At 71.4% G+C, this 14,892-nt stretch carries 15 protein-coding genes and 1 riboswitch; of the genes, 9 read left to right on the top strand and 6 right to left on the bottom strand.

From position 1 onward, the window contains the following. Window positions 1-74 precede the first annotated feature (74 nt). From ACIG5F_RS22975 to ACIG5F_RS22965, 3 genes are read right to left on the bottom strand one after another with little or no spacing between them, the layout of a single operon-like run. A complete protein-coding gene (locus ACIG5F_RS22975) occupies window positions 75-899 on the bottom strand; it encodes a carbohydrate ABC transporter permease (protein ID WP_396520526.1) in 825 nt (274 codons plus the stop codon). 1 nt (window position 900) lies between these two features. Then, window positions 901-1,896 carry a carbohydrate ABC transporter permease gene (locus tag ACIG5F_RS22970; protein ID WP_396520524.1) on the bottom strand — a complete coding sequence of 332 codons (996 nt, stop codon included), beginning with the start codon at window positions 1,894-1,896 and terminating at the stop codon, window positions 901-903. 4 nt (window positions 1,897-1,900) lie between these two features. After that, window positions 1,901-3,127 (bottom strand): extracellular solute-binding protein, encoded by a 1,227-nt coding sequence (locus ACIG5F_RS22965; RefSeq protein WP_396520678.1) that lies wholly within the window; start codon window positions 3,125-3,127, stop codon window positions 1,901-1,903. Window positions 3,128-3,420: 293 nt separating this feature from the next. On the opposite strand from ACIG5F_RS22965, the gene ACIG5F_RS22960 reads away from it, so the two are divergent. Next, window positions 3,421-4,185 carry a GntR family transcriptional regulator gene (locus tag ACIG5F_RS22960; protein ID WP_396520522.1) on the top strand — a complete coding sequence of 255 codons (765 nt, stop codon included), beginning with the start codon at window positions 3,421-3,423 and terminating at the stop codon, window positions 4,183-4,185. A 6-nt stretch (window positions 4,186-4,191) separates the two neighbouring features. Here ACIG5F_RS22960 and ACIG5F_RS22955 read toward each other — a convergent pair whose 3' ends face one another. Then, complete coding sequence (locus ACIG5F_RS22955) at window positions 4,192-5,910, bottom strand: IlvD/Edd family dehydratase (RefSeq protein WP_396520520.1); 1,719 nt, start codon at window positions 5,908-5,910, stop codon at window positions 4,192-4,194. 141 nt (window positions 5,911-6,051) lie between these two features. On the opposite strand from ACIG5F_RS22955, the gene ACIG5F_RS22950 reads away from it, so the two are divergent. The 3 genes from ACIG5F_RS22950 to ACIG5F_RS22940 all read left to right on the top strand — a co-directional run bounded on the left by ACIG5F_RS22950 (window position 6,052) and on the right by ACIG5F_RS22940 (window position 9,946). Further along, entirely contained in the window at window positions 6,052-7,578 is a 1,527-nt protein-coding gene (locus ACIG5F_RS22950) for an MFS transporter (protein WP_396520518.1), read from the top strand. A gap of 86 nt (window positions 7,579-7,664) precedes the next feature. Next, window positions 7,665-8,354 carry a hypothetical protein gene (locus tag ACIG5F_RS22945; protein WP_396520516.1) on the top strand — a complete coding sequence of 230 codons (690 nt, stop codon included), beginning with the start codon at window positions 7,665-7,667 and terminating at the stop codon, window positions 8,352-8,354. A gap of 434 nt (window positions 8,355-8,788) precedes the next feature. After that, window positions 8,789-9,946 (top strand): S1 family peptidase, encoded by a 1,158-nt coding sequence (locus ACIG5F_RS22940; RefSeq protein ID WP_396520514.1) that lies wholly within the window; start codon window positions 8,789-8,791, stop codon window positions 9,944-9,946. 151 nt (window positions 9,947-10,097) lie between these two features. Here ACIG5F_RS22940 and thiE read toward each other — a convergent pair whose 3' ends face one another. Next, window positions 10,098-10,739, bottom strand: coding sequence for a thiamine phosphate synthase (thiE, locus tag ACIG5F_RS22935; RefSeq protein WP_396520512.1), 642 nt, complete (start codon window positions 10,737-10,739; stop codon window positions 10,098-10,100). Window positions 10,740-10,758: 19 nt separating this feature from the next. Then, window positions 10,759-10,868: riboswitch (TPP riboswitch) on the top strand. On the opposite strand from thiE, the gene thiO reads away from it, so the two are divergent. The 4 genes from thiO to ACIG5F_RS22915 all read left to right on the top strand — a co-directional run bounded on the left by thiO (window position 10,864) and on the right by ACIG5F_RS22915 (window position 13,410). Then, a complete protein-coding gene (thiO, locus tag ACIG5F_RS22930) occupies window positions 10,864-11,967 on the top strand; it encodes a glycine oxidase ThiO (RefSeq protein WP_396520510.1) in 1,104 nt (367 codons plus the stop codon). (Overlaps the previous riboswitch by 5 nt.) After that, window positions 11,968-12,168: a sulfur carrier protein ThiS gene (gene thiS / locus ACIG5F_RS22925; RefSeq protein ID WP_396520508.1), complete on the top strand. Its 201-nt coding sequence runs from the start codon at window positions 11,968-11,970 to the stop codon at window positions 12,166-12,168. A gap of 1 nt (window position 12,169) precedes the next feature. Then, window positions 12,170-12,925: a thiazole synthase gene (locus ACIG5F_RS22920; RefSeq protein ID WP_396520506.1), complete on the top strand. Its 756-nt coding sequence runs from the start codon at window positions 12,170-12,172 to the stop codon at window positions 12,923-12,925. A 50-nt stretch (window positions 12,926-12,975) separates the two neighbouring features. Continuing rightward, window positions 12,976-13,410, top strand: a complete 435-nt coding sequence (locus ACIG5F_RS22915) for a MarR family winged helix-turn-helix transcriptional regulator (protein WP_396520676.1) — start codon at window positions 12,976-12,978, stop codon at window positions 13,408-13,410. Window positions 13,411-13,466: 56 nt separating this feature from the next. On the opposite strand, the gene ACIG5F_RS22910 is transcribed toward ACIG5F_RS22915, so the two are convergent. Continuing rightward, entirely contained in the window at window positions 13,467-14,405 is a 939-nt protein-coding gene (locus ACIG5F_RS22910) for an NADP-dependent oxidoreductase (RefSeq protein WP_396520504.1), read from the bottom strand. A gap of 96 nt (window positions 14,406-14,501) precedes the next feature. On the opposite strand from ACIG5F_RS22910, the gene ACIG5F_RS22905 reads away from it, so the two are divergent. Then, window positions 14,502-14,888, top strand: coding sequence for a winged helix-turn-helix transcriptional regulator (locus ACIG5F_RS22905; protein ID WP_396520502.1), 387 nt, complete (start codon window positions 14,502-14,504; stop codon window positions 14,886-14,888). The last annotated feature ends 4 nt before the right edge of the window (window positions 14,889-14,892 follow it).

Raw genomic sequence — 14,892 nt, 5'->3', positions numbered from 1 at the left:
CTGTGGCGGCGGCCCAGGTCCGACGTGGTCTCGACGGTAGCCCATCGGCGACGGTCAGGGGCCGGTCAACCGGCTCAGCCCTTGACCGCGCCCGCGGTCACCCCCGAGACCAGATTGCGCTGCACGGCCAGGAAGAAGATCAGCACCGGCACGGTGAACACCGTGGACGCGGCCATCGCGCCGCCCCAGTCCGTGCCGAACACCGACACGAAGCTGGACAGCCACACCGGCAGCGTGACGTTGTTGGTGTTCTGCATGAACGTCAGCGCGTACAGGAACTCGTTCCACGCGGTGACGAAGCTGAACACCGAGGTGGCGACCAGGCCGGGGCCCAGCAGCGGCAGCGTGACCCGGCGGAACGCCGCCCACCGGCCGCAGCCGTCGACCATGGCCGCCTCCTCCAGGTCCACCGGGATGCCCTTGACGAAGCCGCGCAGCGTCCACGCGGTGAACGGCAGGGCGGCCGCGAAGTAGACCAGGAGCAGCCCGGGCAGGGCGTTGAGCAGGTCGAACGAGCGGATCATCAGGAACATCGGGATGAGCAGCGCCTCGAACGGCGCCATCTGGGCCACCAGCACCAGCAGCAGGAAACCCTTGCGCCCGCGGAACCGCAGCCGGGCCAGCGGCACCGCCGCCAGCAGGCCGGCGACCAGCGCGAAGGCCACCGCGACCAGCGCCAGGATCAGGCTGTTCTCCAGCGAGTTCAGGAAGCCCGGCTTGGTGACGCCGTCGATGAAGTGCTGGACCGTCAGGCCCAGCGGCACCAGGTCGTAGCGGTCGGACAGCAGCTGGTTGGCCGGCTTGAGCGCGGTCGTGACCATCCAGTAGATCGGGAACACGAAGAGCACCGCGACCAGCAGGCCGACCACCGAGGCCAGGCGCTTCTTGGTCCGCCCCATGTCAGTCCACCTCCTCGGTGCGCAGCATCAGCCGCAGGTTCTGGGCGGTGAGCAGGACAAGGGCCAGGATCATGATCACGCTGACCGCCGCCGCCGCGCCGAAGTGGCTGGTGGCGATGCCCTTGAGGTACTGGAGCGTGGGCAGCGTCTGGCTGCCGCCGTCGGGACCGCCCTGGCGGATGGCCCACACCTGGGTGAACACCTTGAAGTCCCACAGCAGGGACAGGAAGATCACCACGTTGACCAGCGGCCGCAGCGCGGTCCAGGTGACCGCGCGGAAGGTCTGCCAGCTGCTCGCGCCGTCCAGGCCCGCGGCCTCGTACAGGTCCGCCGGCACTCCCAGCACGCCGGCGTACAGGGTGAAGGCCACGAACGGGATGCCCTGCCAGCTGATCAGGATGACGATCACCGCCATCGTGCTCAGCCCGGTCTGGAACCACGAGTAGTGGTAGAAGCCGGTGAGGCCCAGCTGGACCAGCGTCTTGTTCAGGATCCCGTAGTTCTGGTCGAACATCCACTGGAACACCGTGGTGGCGGCCAGGATGGGCATCGCCCAGGCCAGCACCAGGGCCAGCTGCAACGCCACCCGCACCCAGCTGTGCACGTGCTTCATCAGCAGCGCCACCAGCAGGCCGCCGCCGACCGTGCAGATCACACAGGCCGCGGTGAACAGCACCGTCCGCAGCGCGATCTGCCAGAACTCCGGGTCGGAGAAGATCCCCTGGAAGTTGGCCAGGCCGACCCAGACGACCTCGCCGGTCCTGAGCTGGCCCAGGTCGAGCTTCTGGAAGCTGGTCAGGATCACCGACAGCACCGGCCAGCCGAGCATCACCAGGATGGTCGCCGTGGCCGGCAGCAGCAGCAGGTACGGCAGCGTGCGCTGGCTGAACAGCCGGCGCGCGAACGGGCCGAGCCCGGATCCGCCGCCCGGGACAGTGGAACGCGGTGCCGGCGGAGTGTTCCCCGCCGGCACCGCGGCCTTCGTCGTCACCGACACCAGATCAGCTCGCCGACTGCAACGTCTTGTTGATGGCGGCGTCCGCGTCGCTGACGGCCTGGTCGACGCTCTTCTGACCGGTCAGGAACGCGGTCAGCGCGGCCTTGATCGGGTTGTCCGCCTCGACCGCGGCCCACTTCGGGGTGATCGGGGTGCCCTTGCCGTTCTTGGCGCCCGCGGCCATCGCCTTGCCGGTCGGGGTGCTGTCCAGCGCGCTGGTGTCGGACGAGGTGCCCGGCACCGAGCCGTTGGCGGCCAGCTGCGACTGGTACTTGGCGCTGGTCTCCAGCTTCAGCCAGTCCTTGGCCAGGTCGGCGTTCTTGCTGTTGGCCGGGATGGCCAGGTCGGAGCCGCCGAGGAAGACCGGCGCGGTCTGGCCCGCGGTCTTGGACGGGATCGGGAACGCGGCGAACTTGCCCTTCAGGTCCGGGTTGGCCTTCTCCACCGCGGCCAGCTCGTAGCCGAAGCCGATGAAGCTGGCGGTGGTGCCCTTGGCGACCACGTCGGACTGCTGCGGGGTGGCCTCGTCGGCGTCCTTGGGGGCGGAGGTGCCGGAGGTGTCGCCCAGCTGCTTGTAGAAGGTGAAGGCGGCCTTGGCGGCCGGCGAGTTGATCGCCGACTTCCAGTTGGCGCCGCTGCCGGTGGCCAGGTCACCGCCCTGGTCCCACAGGAACGACAGCCACACGTACCAGTCCTGGCCCGGCAGGTAGAGCGGGTCGACGCCGGACAGGCCCTTGAGCTTGGTCAGGTCGGCCAGCCACTCGTCGTTCGAGGTGGGCGGCGCGGTGATGCCGGCCTGCTGGAACAGGTCGGTGCGGTAGATGACCACCCGGTTGGCGGCGTAGAACGGGACGCCGTACTGCTTGCCGTTCCAGGCGCCCTCGTCCTTGAGCGCCGGCAGCCACTGGCTGCCGTTCAGGTCGTTCACCGAGCCGCTGATGTCCAGCAGGGTGTCCTGCGAGCTGTAGCCGGCCACCTGGGTGTTGCCCAGCTCGATCACGTCCGGGCCGGTGCCGGAGTTGCCGGCCAGCGCCGTGGTCAGCTTCTGGCCGATGCCGTTCCACTGCTGGACCTGGTAGTCGACCTTGACGCCCGGGTGCGCGGCCTCGAAGTCCTTGTTGATCGCCGACACCGTCGCGTCCGGAGCGGAGCCGCTCATCAGCCACACGGTGAGGGTCTTGCTGTCGCCGCTGCCACTGCTCGCGCCACCGCCGCAACCGGCTGCCAGCATCGACACCGCGGCGACGCCCACCGCCGCCACGATCCACTTTCTCCGCAGCCCACTCTTACGCAGCACGGTTTCCGCCCTTCCACCCCGGCTCACCTGCCGGACGAGCTTGTCTGGTGCAGACCAATTTGGTGTAGACCAATGAGGAAAAAGGGTGTGCCGTGCCACACTCGATGTCAAGGTCGTTGCGAGACCGTTGCAAAGTCATCGGACGAATGACCGGGGGTGTGATCGCACAGGCAGCGGTTGACAAGGCATCCTGTTCGCTGGGGAGTGGGCGGAGTTAGGAGGAGGCCATGCTCGAAACCTCACCGGCCGGCGGCGGTGACGCCGGGTTGCGGTCGCGTGCGCAGCGTGAGCCCAAGTACTGGGGTCTCAAGCGGCATCTGCTCGACCTGCTGCGGTCCATGCCGCCCGGGTCGCCGATACCGACGGAGCGCTCGCTCGCGGCCGACTTCGACGTCTCGCGCACCACGGTCCGGCAAGCGCTTGCCGAGCTGACCGTGGAAGGCCGGTTGCTGAGGGTGCAGGGCAAGGGCACCTTCGCCGCCGAACCCAAGGTGGCGCAGCGGTTGCAGCTGTCTTCGTACACACAGGACATGCTGGCCCAGGGCCGCCAGCCGTCCTCCCGGCTGCTGGAGGCCTCCGAGGAGGCGGCCGACGCCGAGCTGGCCCGCTACCTCGGCGTCCGGGCCGGGGCCAAGGTGCTGCGGCTGCACCGCCTGCGCCTGGCCGACGGCGAGCCGATGGCCCTGGAGACCACCCACCTCGCGTTGGGGCGGTTCCGCGGCCTGCGGCGCTACGTCAGCTCCGGCGGCTCGCTCTACCAGGTGCTGCGCGAGCGCTTCGGGGTGGAGATGGGCCACGCCGAGGAGACCATCGAGACCGCGCTGGCCACGCCCGAGGAGGCGGAGCTGCTCGGCGCCGACATCGGCCTGCCGATGCTGCTGCTGTCCCGGCACTCCTTCGACACCGAGGGCAACCCGGTGGAGTGGGTGCGCTCGGTCTACCGGGGCGACCGCTACAAGTTCGTGGCCACCCTGAACCGGCCCAGCGACTGACGTCCATCAGTGGTTCCCGGGTGGCACGGGCGCGCCTGAGCCACCGACCAGGAAGTCCAGGTCGGCGCCGCGGTCGGCCTGGCCGACGTGGTCCACGTACAGCCGCACCCAGCCCCGCTCGGACGCGCGGGGCGGCGGCGTCCACGCCGCCTTGCGGGCGGCGAGTTCGTCGTCGTCCACGGCCAGGTGCAGCCGGCGCGCGGCCACGTCCAGCTCGATCAGGTCGCCGTCGCGGACCAGCGCCAGCGGGCCGCCCACCGCGGACTCCGGGGCCACGTGCAGCACCACCGTGCCGAACGCGGTGCCGCTCATCCGGCCGTCGGAGATGCGCACGGCATCGTCCACACCGGACTCCAGCAGCGTGCGCGGCAGCCCGAAGTTGCCCACCTCGGGCATGCCCGGAAAGCCTCGCGGGCCGACCCCGGTCAGCACGAACACGCTTTCCCGGTCGCATTCGACGGTGTCGATGCGGGCGTGCAGGTCCTCGACGCCGTGGAAGACCACCGCGCGGCCGGTGTGGCGCAGCAGCGACGGCGAGGCGGCGGCCGGCTTGATGATCGCCCCGTCCGGGGCCAGGTTGCCGCGCAGCACCGCCAGCCCGGCGTCCGTCCGCAGTGGATCGGACGCGGTCCGTATCACCTCCCGGTCGAACACCTCGGCGTCGACCACGTTCTCGGCCACCGTGCCGCCGGTCACGGTGATCGCGTCCGGGTGCGGCAGCAGATCGCCCAGCTCGCGCAGCACCGCCGGCAGGCCGCCGGCGTAGCAGAAGTCCTCCATCAGGAACCGGCCCGCCGGCATCAGGTCCACCAGCAGCGGCACCGACCGGCCCAGGCGGTCCAGGTCGGCCAGGTCGAAGTCGACGCCCAGCCGGCCGGCCAGGGCCAGCAGGTGCACGGCGAAGTTGCTGGAGCCGCCGATAGCCGCGTTCACCACGACCGCGTTCTCCAGCGCCTGCCTGGTGGCGATCGAGGACATCCGCACGTCCTCGCGCACCAGCTCGACGATCCGGATCCCGGTCACGTGGGCCATCGCCTTGCGGCGCGAGTCCACCGCCGGCAGCGCGGCCATGCCGGGCAGCGACAGCCCCATCGACTCGGCCCAGCAGCCCATGGTGGACGCGGTGCCCATGGTGTTGCAGTGGCCGGACGAGCGGGACATGCAGGCCTCGGCGGCGTTCATGTCGGCCTGCGACATCGCGCCGGTGCGGCGGGCGTCGGCGAACCGCCACACGTCGGTGCCGGAGCCCAGCTGCTTGCCGCGGAACCGGCCGTTGAGCATCGGGCCGCCGCCCACCACCATCGTCGGCAGGTCCACGCTGGCCGCGCCCATCAGCAGCGCCGGCGTGGTCTTGTCGCATCCGGTCAGCAGCACCACGCCGTCCAGCGGATTGGCCCGCAGCGTCTCCTCGACGTCCATCGAGACCAGGTTGCGGAACAGCATGGTGGTCGGCCGCATCAGCACCTCGCCCAGCGAGGTCACCGGGAACTCCATGGGCAGCCCGCCCGCCTCGTACACGCCCCGTTTGACGTGCTCGGCGATCTCCCGCAGGTGCGCGTTGCACGGCGTGAGGTCGCTGGCGGTCTGGCAGATGCCGATCACCGGCCGGCCGTCGAAGGCGTGGTCGGGATGGCCCTGGTTGCGCAGCCATGAGCGGTGGGTGAAGCCCAGCACGCCCTGGTCGCCGAACCAGGTGTGGCTGCGGAGTGCTCGCGTTTCGGCCATGGGGCGGACGCTAGTCACCGCCGGACCGGGCTGGGAAGGACGAATCCAGCGAGGGCGGGGAAATTCCCGCTGTGGGCAACGAAGGCGGCCTTCGTGTCATCCAGCTTGCGCCGGACCGGGCAACGGGAGCACGGTGCAGCCATGACCACCATGGGCTATCCGTCGACGGGTGTGCGCTGGGGCAGCGCCCAGGCGCGCGGCGTGCTCGCCGCCACCGTCTGCGGCTCGGGCATGGCGATGCTCGACGGCACCGTCGTCAACGTCGCCCTGCCCAGGATCGGGGCCGAGTTCGGAGCGTCGGTCACCGGCCTGCAATGGGTGCTTGACGGCTATCTGCTGGCGCTGGCGTCGCTGATCCTGGTGGCCGGCTCGCTCGGGGACCGCTACGGCCGGCGTCGCATGTTCGAGCTGGGAGTGGTCTGGTTCGGCCTGGCCTCGGTGCTGTGCGGCCTGGCGCCGACGACCGGGGTTCTGGTGGCCGCCCGGGTGCTCCAGGGCGTTGGCGGGGCTCTCCTGACCCCGGGTTCGCTGGCGATCCTCCAGTCGGCCTTCGCCCACGACGACCGGGCGCGGGCCATCGGGGCGTGGTCGGGGCTGGGCGGCGTGGCCACCGCGGTCGGGCCGCTGGTCGGCGGCCTGCTCATCCAGGCCTGGTCGTGGCGGCTGGCGTTCCTGATCAACGTGCCGGTCGCGTTCCTGTGCGTCTACCTGTGCCGGCGCTACGTGCCCGAGTCCCGGGACACGACCATGACCGGCCGCCCCGAGCTCACCGGCACGGTGCTGTGCGCGGTCGGGCTGGCCGGCATCACCGGGGCGCTGGTCGAGGGGCCGGCCCGCGGCATGGGCGACCCGGTCGTGCTGGTCGCGCTGGTGCTCGGCGTGCTGGGGCTGGCCGGGTTCTGCGTGCTCCAGGCGCGTGAGCGCAATCCGCTGGTGCCGCCGGACCTGTTCGCCAACCGCACGTTCACCGTGGCCAACCTGCTGACGTTCCTGCTCTACGCGGCGCTCGGCGGCGTGATGATGCTGATGGTGATGCAGCTACAGGTGTCCCTGCACTACCCGCCGGTGCTGGCCGGACTGGCCGGGCTGCCGATCACGGTGATCATGCTGCTGCTGTCGGCGCAGTCGGGGAAGCTGGCCCAGCGCATCGGCCCGCGGCTACAGCTGATCGTCGGGCCGATCCTGGTCGGCGTGGGCATGCTGATGCTGCGCTGGGCCGTGCCGGGGGCCTCCTACCTGACCGGCGTGCTGCCCGGCGTCGTGGTGTTCGGCCTGGGGCTGCTGTGCGCGGTCGCGCCGGTGACGGCGACCGTGCTCGCCGCCGCGCCCGACCGGCACGCCGGCGTCGCCTCCGGCGTGAACAACGCGGTGGCCCGGACCGGGTCGCTGCTCGCGGTGGCCGTGCTGCCGGCGGCGGCCGGCATCACCGGCGAGAAGTACTCCGATCCGACCGCCCTGACCGCCGGTTGGCAGATGGCGCTGCTGATGTGCGCGATAGCCGCGGTGGCCGGCGGTGTGATCGCGTTTTTCATCGACAACAAGGTTCTCGGCCAGCCGTCGTCGCCGGCGGTTGTCGAGGATTCCCCGCATCCGGGCGATTGCCTGCACTGCGGAGTGGAAGGGCCGCCCACCCACGTGCATCCGCGGCGGCCGTCCATAGTGGACTGAAGGGGGTGTTCGTGCTCACCATCGCCCAACCCCGGGAGTGTTCGCCACGTCTAGTGCGTTGGTAGTGCGGTAGGGGATTGGGAGCGATGAGCGAGCACAAGGACCACAAGGACAAGGAGAACGGCACGAATCGGCTGGACATCAAGCCGACGCAGGTCGCGGCGGGCGCGCTGGCGTCCGTGACCGCGGCCGTACTGGGGTCGAAACTGGGGGTCGCCGGCACCGTCGCCGGGGCCGGGCTGGCCAGTGTGGTCGGCACCGTCGGCGCCTCGCTGTACGAGCGATCGATTCATGCCGCCAAGGACCGGGTCACTGCCCGGATCAAGCAGGAGGAGCCGCCGGTCGGCGCGTCCCATGACGCTGAGACCGTTCGGCTCATGGTCGCACCGCCGAAACGGGAGGCCGGCAAGCGCCGGTGGCCGATGCTGGCCGCCGCGACCGCGGCCGCCTTCGTGCTCGGCATGGGCGTGCTGACCGTCGTGGAACTGCTCGACGGCCAGGCCACTTCCGGCAACGGCCAGCGCACCACCGTGGGCGCGCTGTTCGGCCAGCCGGAGCAGACCAGCGCGCCGCATCCGACCAGCGCGCCGCCGCCGACCAGCACATCCACGTCGACCACGACCACCACCGCGCCGACCACCACCTCCAGCACGCCGCCGTCGTCGACCACGACAACCGAGCCGACAACCACCTCGTCGTCGTCGACGACCGTCACCACGACGACCCAGCAGCAGCCGATCGGCACCACCGGCGGCCCGCCGCCCGGTGCGAGCTAGCGTCTGCCGACGGTCCGCGCCAGGGGCCAGCCCGGCTGCCGCCGTAAAGATCAAGCATGCTGCGGCCGGACGGCGCAGCGGTCACGGCGGTGTCCGGACGGGCAACTGGTCGCGGCCGGCGGTATGGAACAGGAAATCCGCGTGACGTTACTTAAACGTCAACTGTTAACCGCTACTCGTCGTACCCAGGCGGGCGGCGGGTGTGACACGCTTTGCGCCCGATCGGACTGTTCGTCGAACAACGTTCGGCAACACGTCATGTGTGGGGGAGGGATTGATGGCGGCGGTCACTGAACCCCGGAGAACCAGAGGTGGGGGGAAGGTGGGGCGACCCCTGCCGCCGCCCCACCACCCGTCCCCCTAAAAGGCTCGGGAAGGGGTCCCTGCAACCGCCACTCCCGAGTCCCCGCATCCGAAGATGAGGGAGACGTCTGATGAACCGCACTGATGCGGCTCGCATTACCGGCGCTGCCCTGTTGTCCATCGGCCTCGCCGCTACTGTCAGCGTACCGGCAGCCGCGAGTTCTGCGCCCGTCTCTGTCGATACGTCCACGAATGGTGTGGTCATATCACCCGATGTAGCGAGCGCGCTGCAACGGGATCTGGGTCTATCACCCGGTCGGGCGAGGGATCTGTTCGCCCAGCAGGATCGCGCCGAAGCGCAGGTAGCAACCCTGCGCACAGGGCTTGGGTCGATCTTCGCCGGATCCTGGTTCGACGCCACCGCCGGCCGGGCCGTTGTGGCGGTGACTGACATCACATCGGTTCCGAGGCTGGTCGCGGCGGGTGTTGAGGCAAGGGTTGTCACCCGAACGGACGCACAACTGGCCGCGGTGGCCGACGGGCTGGGATCCCGTCCGGTGCCCGCCGGGGTTGTCGGATGGTATGTCGACCTGCCGACCGACCAGGTTGTGGTTCAGGTTCTGGACCGTTCGCCGGCCACCGACGCCTTCGTCGCCACCGCCGGCTCGGCCGCCCGCGTCGAGACCGTGAGTGAGCGCCCGCGCCCGCTTTACGCCGTCCGTGGCGGCGACGCCTGGTACGGCTCGAACTTCCGGTGCTCGGTCGGATTCAGTGCCACCGATGCTTCTGGCGGCAAGCACTTCGTGACCGCCGGGCACTGCACCGCCGGCGGCGGTAGTGCATTCGGGTACAACCAAGTTTCACTCGGTCGGCTCAACGGCAGCCATTTCGGCACTGGCGGGGACTACGGCCGCGTCGACGTGACCAGCAGTCAGTGGACATTGTCCGGGGTTGTGGTCAACGGCGGCGGCACCGTGGCCGTCAAGGGCTCCACCGAGGCGGCCGTCGGCGCCGCGGTCTGCCGGTCCGGCTCCACCACCGGCTGGCACTGCGGCACCATCCAGGCCAAGAACCAGACCGTGGTCTACGCCGAGGGCACCGTCACCGGGCTGACCAGGACCAACGTCTGCGCCGAACCCGGCGACTCCGGCGGCTCGTGGATCAGCGGCAACCAGGCCCAGGGCGTCACCTCCGGCGGCTCCGGCAACTGCACCAGCGGCGGCACCACCTACTTCAGCCCCGTCAACCCGGCGCTGAGCGCCTACGGACTCCGGCTCGTCACGAGCTGATGCCCGGGTGGGCTCCCCCTGCAAGCCCACCACCCCGCCCCGGCGGCCGGCCCCCTCCCTGCACAGGCCGGCCGCCGGGGTGTTTTTCAAGCCCTCAAGGCTGTGAACGGTCCGTTCACGGCGGGTTCAAGCGGCGTTGGGCATGACGGGGTCACAGGCGGGACTTCAACGCCTCGGCGGCGGCGCGCGGGTCCTCGGCGGCGGTGATGGCCCGGACCACCACGATCCGCTGGGCGCCGGCGGCCAGCACCTCGTCCAGCCGGCCGAGGTCGATGCCGCCGATGGCGAACCAGGGCCGCTGCGACCGAACGTGCCGCACCAGGTCCAGGCCGGGGGCCGGGCGGCCAGGTTTGGTGGGGGTGGGCCAACACGGACCCGCGCAGAAGTAGTCCACACCCGGCTCCGCGGCGGCGGCGTCGGCCTGTGCGAAGTCGTGGGTGGAGCGGCCGATGGCGATGTCGTCGCCGGCGATGCGGCGGGCCAGCGGCACCGGCAGGTCGTCCTGGCCGAGGTGCAGCACGTCGGCCCCGGCGGCGACGGCGATGTCGGCCCGGTCGTTGACGGCCAGCAGCGCGCCGTGGCGGGCGCAGGCGTCGGCGAGGACCTCCAGCGCGGCGAGCTCGGGTTTGGCCTCCATGCCCTTGTCCCGCAGCTGAATGACGTCCACGCCGCCGGCGAGCGCGGCGTCGGCGAAGGACGCGAGGTCCCCGGTGGCGGTGCGGGCGTCGGTGCACAGATACAGCCGTGCGTCGGCGAGCCGCTTCCTGATCTGATCTCCATCCAGTCCTGGCACGGGTGCTACGGTAGATGCCAGTGGTCCGCACGGGAGCCTGGAGGAACCGGGCTGAGAGGGAGCTTGCCAGCTCTGACCGTCGAACCTGATCCGGGTCATGCCGGCGCAGGGAGCGTGATGTGTCTTGAAGATCGCCGTTGTCGGTGGTGGGGTCGTCGGTCTGTCGGTCGCGTGGGCGGCCGCCGAGGACGGGCACCAGGTGCAGTTGATCGACGCCGCGCCGGGGTCGGGCGCGTCCTGGGTGGCGGGCGGCATGCTCGCGCCGGTCACGGAGGCGTGGCCGGGCGAGGAACATGTGCTGGCGCTGGGCAGCGCGTCGCTGGACCGCTGGCCGGATTTCGCCGCCCGCCTGGACAAACGGGGTGGCCTGCGCACCGAGGGAACGCTGGTGGTGGCGGTGGACGCGGCCGACCGCGAGGAACTCGAGGGTGTGGCCGACTACCTGGCCCGGCTCGGCCGCGAGGTGGAACGAGTCACCGCGCGTCGGGCCCGTCAACTGGAGCCGTCGCTGGGCACGTCCGTCCGAAGTGGACTGTTGGTGCCCGGGGATCTGGCCGTGGACAACCGGGTGCTGCTGTCCTCGCTGCGCAAGGCGGCGGTGGACGCCGGCGCGCAGCCGATCGCCGTCGCGGCGAAGAGCGTCAGCGCCGGGGAAGTGCTGCTGGCCAACGGGTCCACCGTCGAGTGCGACACGGTGGTGCTGGCCGCCGGGGCGTGGAGCGGCGGCCTGTACGAGGGGCTGGCCAAGGTCGTCCGGCCGGTCAAGGGCGAGGTGCTGCGGCTCAAGGCCCGTGACGGCGCGCTCGATCCGCCGACCCGGACCGTGCGGGCCCTGGTCGAGGGCCGGCAGGTCTACCTGGTGCCGCGCGACGGCCGCGGCCTGGTGCTCGGGGCCACCCAGTACGAGGCCGGCTTCGACACCGAGGTCACGGTCGGCGGCGTCCGGGACCTGCTGCGCGACGCCGAGCGGGTGCTGCCGGGCATCGGCGAGTTCGCGGTGGTGGAGTGCGCCGCCGGGCTGCGGCCGGGCAGCCCCGACAACCTGCCGCTGCTGGGCTGGCTGGAGCCGGGCGTGCTGGCCGCCACCGGCCATCACCGCAACGGGATCCTGCTCGCCCCGATCACCGCCGAGGCGGTGGTCGACCTGCTCGCCGGACGTGAACCACCGGAGCCGGCGCGCGCCGCCGACCCGGGCCGACTGCTCGCCGTGACGAACGGGGGAAGCTGAATGCTGGTCGTGGTCAACGGAACCGAGCGCGAACTGGCCGACGGGGCCACCGTCGCCGACGCGCTGGCCGCCATCGACGCCCCGCCCCGGGGCATCGCGGTCGCGCTGGACGGCGAGGTCGTGCCGCGAGCCGGCTGGACGGAAACGCCGCTGCCGCCGGGCGGTCGCGTCGAGGTGCTCACCGCCGTGCAGGGAGGCTGAGGTGGACGATCCGTTTGTCATCGCCGACCGCGAGTTCGGCTCGCGGCTGGTCATGGGCACCGGCGGGGCGGCCAACCTGGCCGTTCTGGAGCGGGCGCTGCTGGCCGCCGGCACCGAGCTGACCACGGTGGCCATGCGCCGGATGGACGCCGCCGGCGGCACCGGCGTGCTGGACCTGTTGCGCCGCCTGGGAATCGAGCCGCTGCCCAACACCGCGGGCTGCCGCACCGCGGCCGAGGCGGTGCTCACCGCCCGGCTGGCCCGCGAGGCCCTGGAGACCAACTGGGTGAAGCTGGAGGTGGTGGCCGACGACCGCACCCTGCTGCCCGACTCGGTCGAGCTGCTCGACGCCGCCCAGCAGCTGGTCGAGGACGGCTTCGTGGTGCTGCCGTACACCAACGACGACCCGGTGCTGGCGCTGCGGCTGGAGGAGGCCGGCTGCGCCGCGGTGATGCCGCTGGGCTCGCCCATCGGCACCGGCTTGGGCATCCGTAACCCGCACAACATCGAGCTGATCGTGTCCCGGGCCTCGGTGCCGGTGATCCTGGACGCTGGCATCGGCACCGCCTCGGACGCCGCGCTGGCCATGGAGCTGGGCTGCTCGGCCGTGCTGCTGGCCACCGCCGTCACCCGGGCGCAGGATCCCGAGCGGATGGCGGCGGCGATGCGATGGGCGGTGGATGCCGGCCGTTCGGCCCTACTTGCCGGGAGAATTCCGCAACGCTTCTGGGCGCGGGCGTCCAGCCCGCCGCGCTGAGTCATCATGAACGGTAGGTGCCACCTACCTGAGGAGTGAGTGTCGTGGCGATGTCGACGACGACGGCCACGGTCGACGAGACCACGCGGCTGTACCTGGCGGTCGGCCGGCTGTCCCGGATCCTGCGCCGCAGCGGGTCGCCCGGCCTGGGGCAGGGGTCGATCTCGGCCCTGGCCACCCTGACCTATCAGGGCCCGATGCGCCTGGGCGACCTGGCCGCCCGTGAGGGCGTGGCCCCGCCCACGCTGTCCCGGATCATCGCCGCGCTGGTGGAGTCCGGCTTCGTGCTGCGGGAGGCCGACCCGCAGGACGGCCGGGCCTCGCTGGTGCGGGCCACGGCCGAGGGGGAGCGGATCATGGCCGGGGTCCGTTCCGAACGGCTGCACGAGCTGCACAACCGCCTGGAGCGGCTCACCGACCAGCAGCGGGCCGCGATCACGGCCGCCCTGCCGGCGCTGGAGGAACTGGTGGCCGAGGACGTCTGACTCACGACACTGAGCGGCCGGCCCTGGGGGAACCGGCCGCTCAGCGGGTGCGGGCGTCAGTTGCCGGCGACGTCCAGCACGAGCTTGCCGGTCAGTTGGTTGGCCGCGCCGATCTCGTGGGCCTTGCCGGCCTCGGCCAGCGGCAGCACCTGGTCCACGCGGACGGTCAGCTTGCCGGCGGTGATCAGGTCCAGCAGGCCGAGCAGGCCGCGCTGGTCGGGCTCGACGAGGATGCCGGTGGCCCGCACGCCGTGCTGCTTGGCCTTGGCCGCCAGCGTGTCGTCGACGCCGCCGGGCACGGCGAACACGGTGCCGCCGGGCTTGAGCACGTCGACCGAGCGCAGGGCGTTCTCGCCGCCGATCAGGTCGAAGACCACGTCGACGTCCTTGGCCACCTGGGTGAAGTCGGCGGTGGTGTAGTCGATGGGCTCGTCCACGCCGATGCCGCGCAGGAAGTCGTGCTTCACGGCGCGGGCGGTGCCGTAGACGTAGGCGCCACGGGCCTTGGCGATCTGCACGGCCAGGTGGCCGACACCGCCGGCGGCGGCGTGCACGAGCACCTTCTGGCCCGGCCGCACCTCGGCGTCGTCGACGAGGGCCTGCCAAGCCGTGAGGCCGGCCAGCGGCAGCGCGGCGGCCTCGAAGTGGCTCAGGCCGGCCGGCTTGCGCACGAAGTGCCGGGACGGGGCGACGACGTACTCGCCGTAGCCGCCGACCTCCTTGGGGAACGCCGGCATGCCCAGCACCTCGTCGCCCGGCTGGAGCCAGCTGACCCCGAAGCCGACCTGCTCGACCGTGCCGGAGACGTCCCAGCCCAGCACGAACGGCGGCTGCCCGAGGAACACGCCGTGCTCCCGGGTCTTCCAGTCCACCGGGTTCACGCCGGCCGCGTGCACCCGGACCAGGATCTCCGTCGGCCCCGGCTCCGGACGGGCCACGTCGACCACCTGCAGCACCTCGGGCCCGCCCAGTTCGGTCTGGCGCACGACTCGCATGTCGATCTGTCCCTTCCCTTTGAACGGTTGTCAGGCCATCCTGTGGGAGCTGGTACACATCCGCTAGTAGGCACAAATTTGTAAAGTAGGTACCTGATGGAAACCGCCTGGGACGTCTACCTCCGGGCCTGCCCGTGCCGCGACGTGCTGGATCTGGTGGCCAACAAGTGGACCGCGCTGATGTTCGGGGTGCTGGCCCGGCGGCCGCACCGGTTCGGTGAGCTGCGCCGCGAGGTGGCCGGCATCACACCCAAGGTGCTCACCCAGAACCTGCGCAGCCTGGAGCGGGACGGCCTGATCAGCCGCACCGTCTACCCGACGACCCCGCCGAGCGTGGAGTACGCCCTCACGCCGCTGGGCCGCAGCATCAGCGCCATCCTGATCGCCCTGAACAACTGGACCCAGGACAACTTCGACGAGATCCGCACCGCCCGCGAGGCCTACGACGCCACCGCCGACGCCCTACCCCAGCCAGTGAGCTGACGCC

The organism is Kutzneria sp. NPDC052558 (assembly GCF_044547355.1).
Taxonomy (GTDB): domain Bacteria; phylum Actinomycetota; class Actinomycetes; order Mycobacteriales; family Pseudonocardiaceae; genus Kutzneria.
The sequence above is the reverse complement of the archived record's forward strand: the minus strand, read 5'-3'. Positions and strand labels throughout refer to the sequence as shown.

Bases quoted from the DNA above. Each gene is read 5' to 3' on its own strand.
- ACIG5F_RS22975 (WP_396520526.1), bottom strand. From the start codon at position 899: ATGGGGCGGACCAAGAAGCGCCTGGCCTCGGTGGTCGGCCTGCTGGTC.
- ACIG5F_RS22915 (WP_396520676.1), top strand. From the start codon at position 12,976: ATGTCGACGACGACGGCCACGGTCGACGAGACCACGCGGCTGTACCTG.
- ACIG5F_RS22945 (WP_396520516.1), top strand. From the start codon at position 7,665: ATGAGCGAGCACAAGGACCACAAGGACAAGGAGAACGGCACGAATCGG.
- ACIG5F_RS22910 (WP_396520504.1), bottom strand. From the start codon at position 14,405: ATGCGAGTCGTGCGCCAGACCGAACTGGGCGGGCCCGAGGTGCTGCAG.
- ACIG5F_RS22960 (WP_396520522.1), top strand. From the start codon at position 3,421: ATGCTCGAAACCTCACCGGCCGGCGGCGGTGACGCCGGGTTGCGGTCG.
- ACIG5F_RS22905 (WP_396520502.1), top strand. From the start codon at position 14,502: ATGGAAACCGCCTGGGACGTCTACCTCCGGGCCTGCCCGTGCCGCGAC.
- thiS (WP_396520508.1), top strand. From the start codon at position 11,968: ATGCTGGTCGTGGTCAACGGAACCGAGCGCGAACTGGCCGACGGGGCC.
- ACIG5F_RS22965 (WP_396520678.1), bottom strand. From the start codon at position 3,127: ATGCTGGCAGCCGGTTGCGGCGGTGGCGCGAGCAGTGGCAGCGGCGAC.
- ACIG5F_RS22950 (WP_396520518.1), top strand. From the start codon at position 6,052: ATGACCACCATGGGCTATCCGTCGACGGGTGTGCGCTGGGGCAGCGCC.
- ACIG5F_RS22955 (WP_396520520.1), bottom strand. From the start codon at position 5,910: ATGGCCGAAACGCGAGCACTCCGCAGCCACACCTGGTTCGGCGACCAG.
- ACIG5F_RS22940 (WP_396520514.1), top strand. From the start codon at position 8,789: ATGAACCGCACTGATGCGGCTCGCATTACCGGCGCTGCCCTGTTGTCC.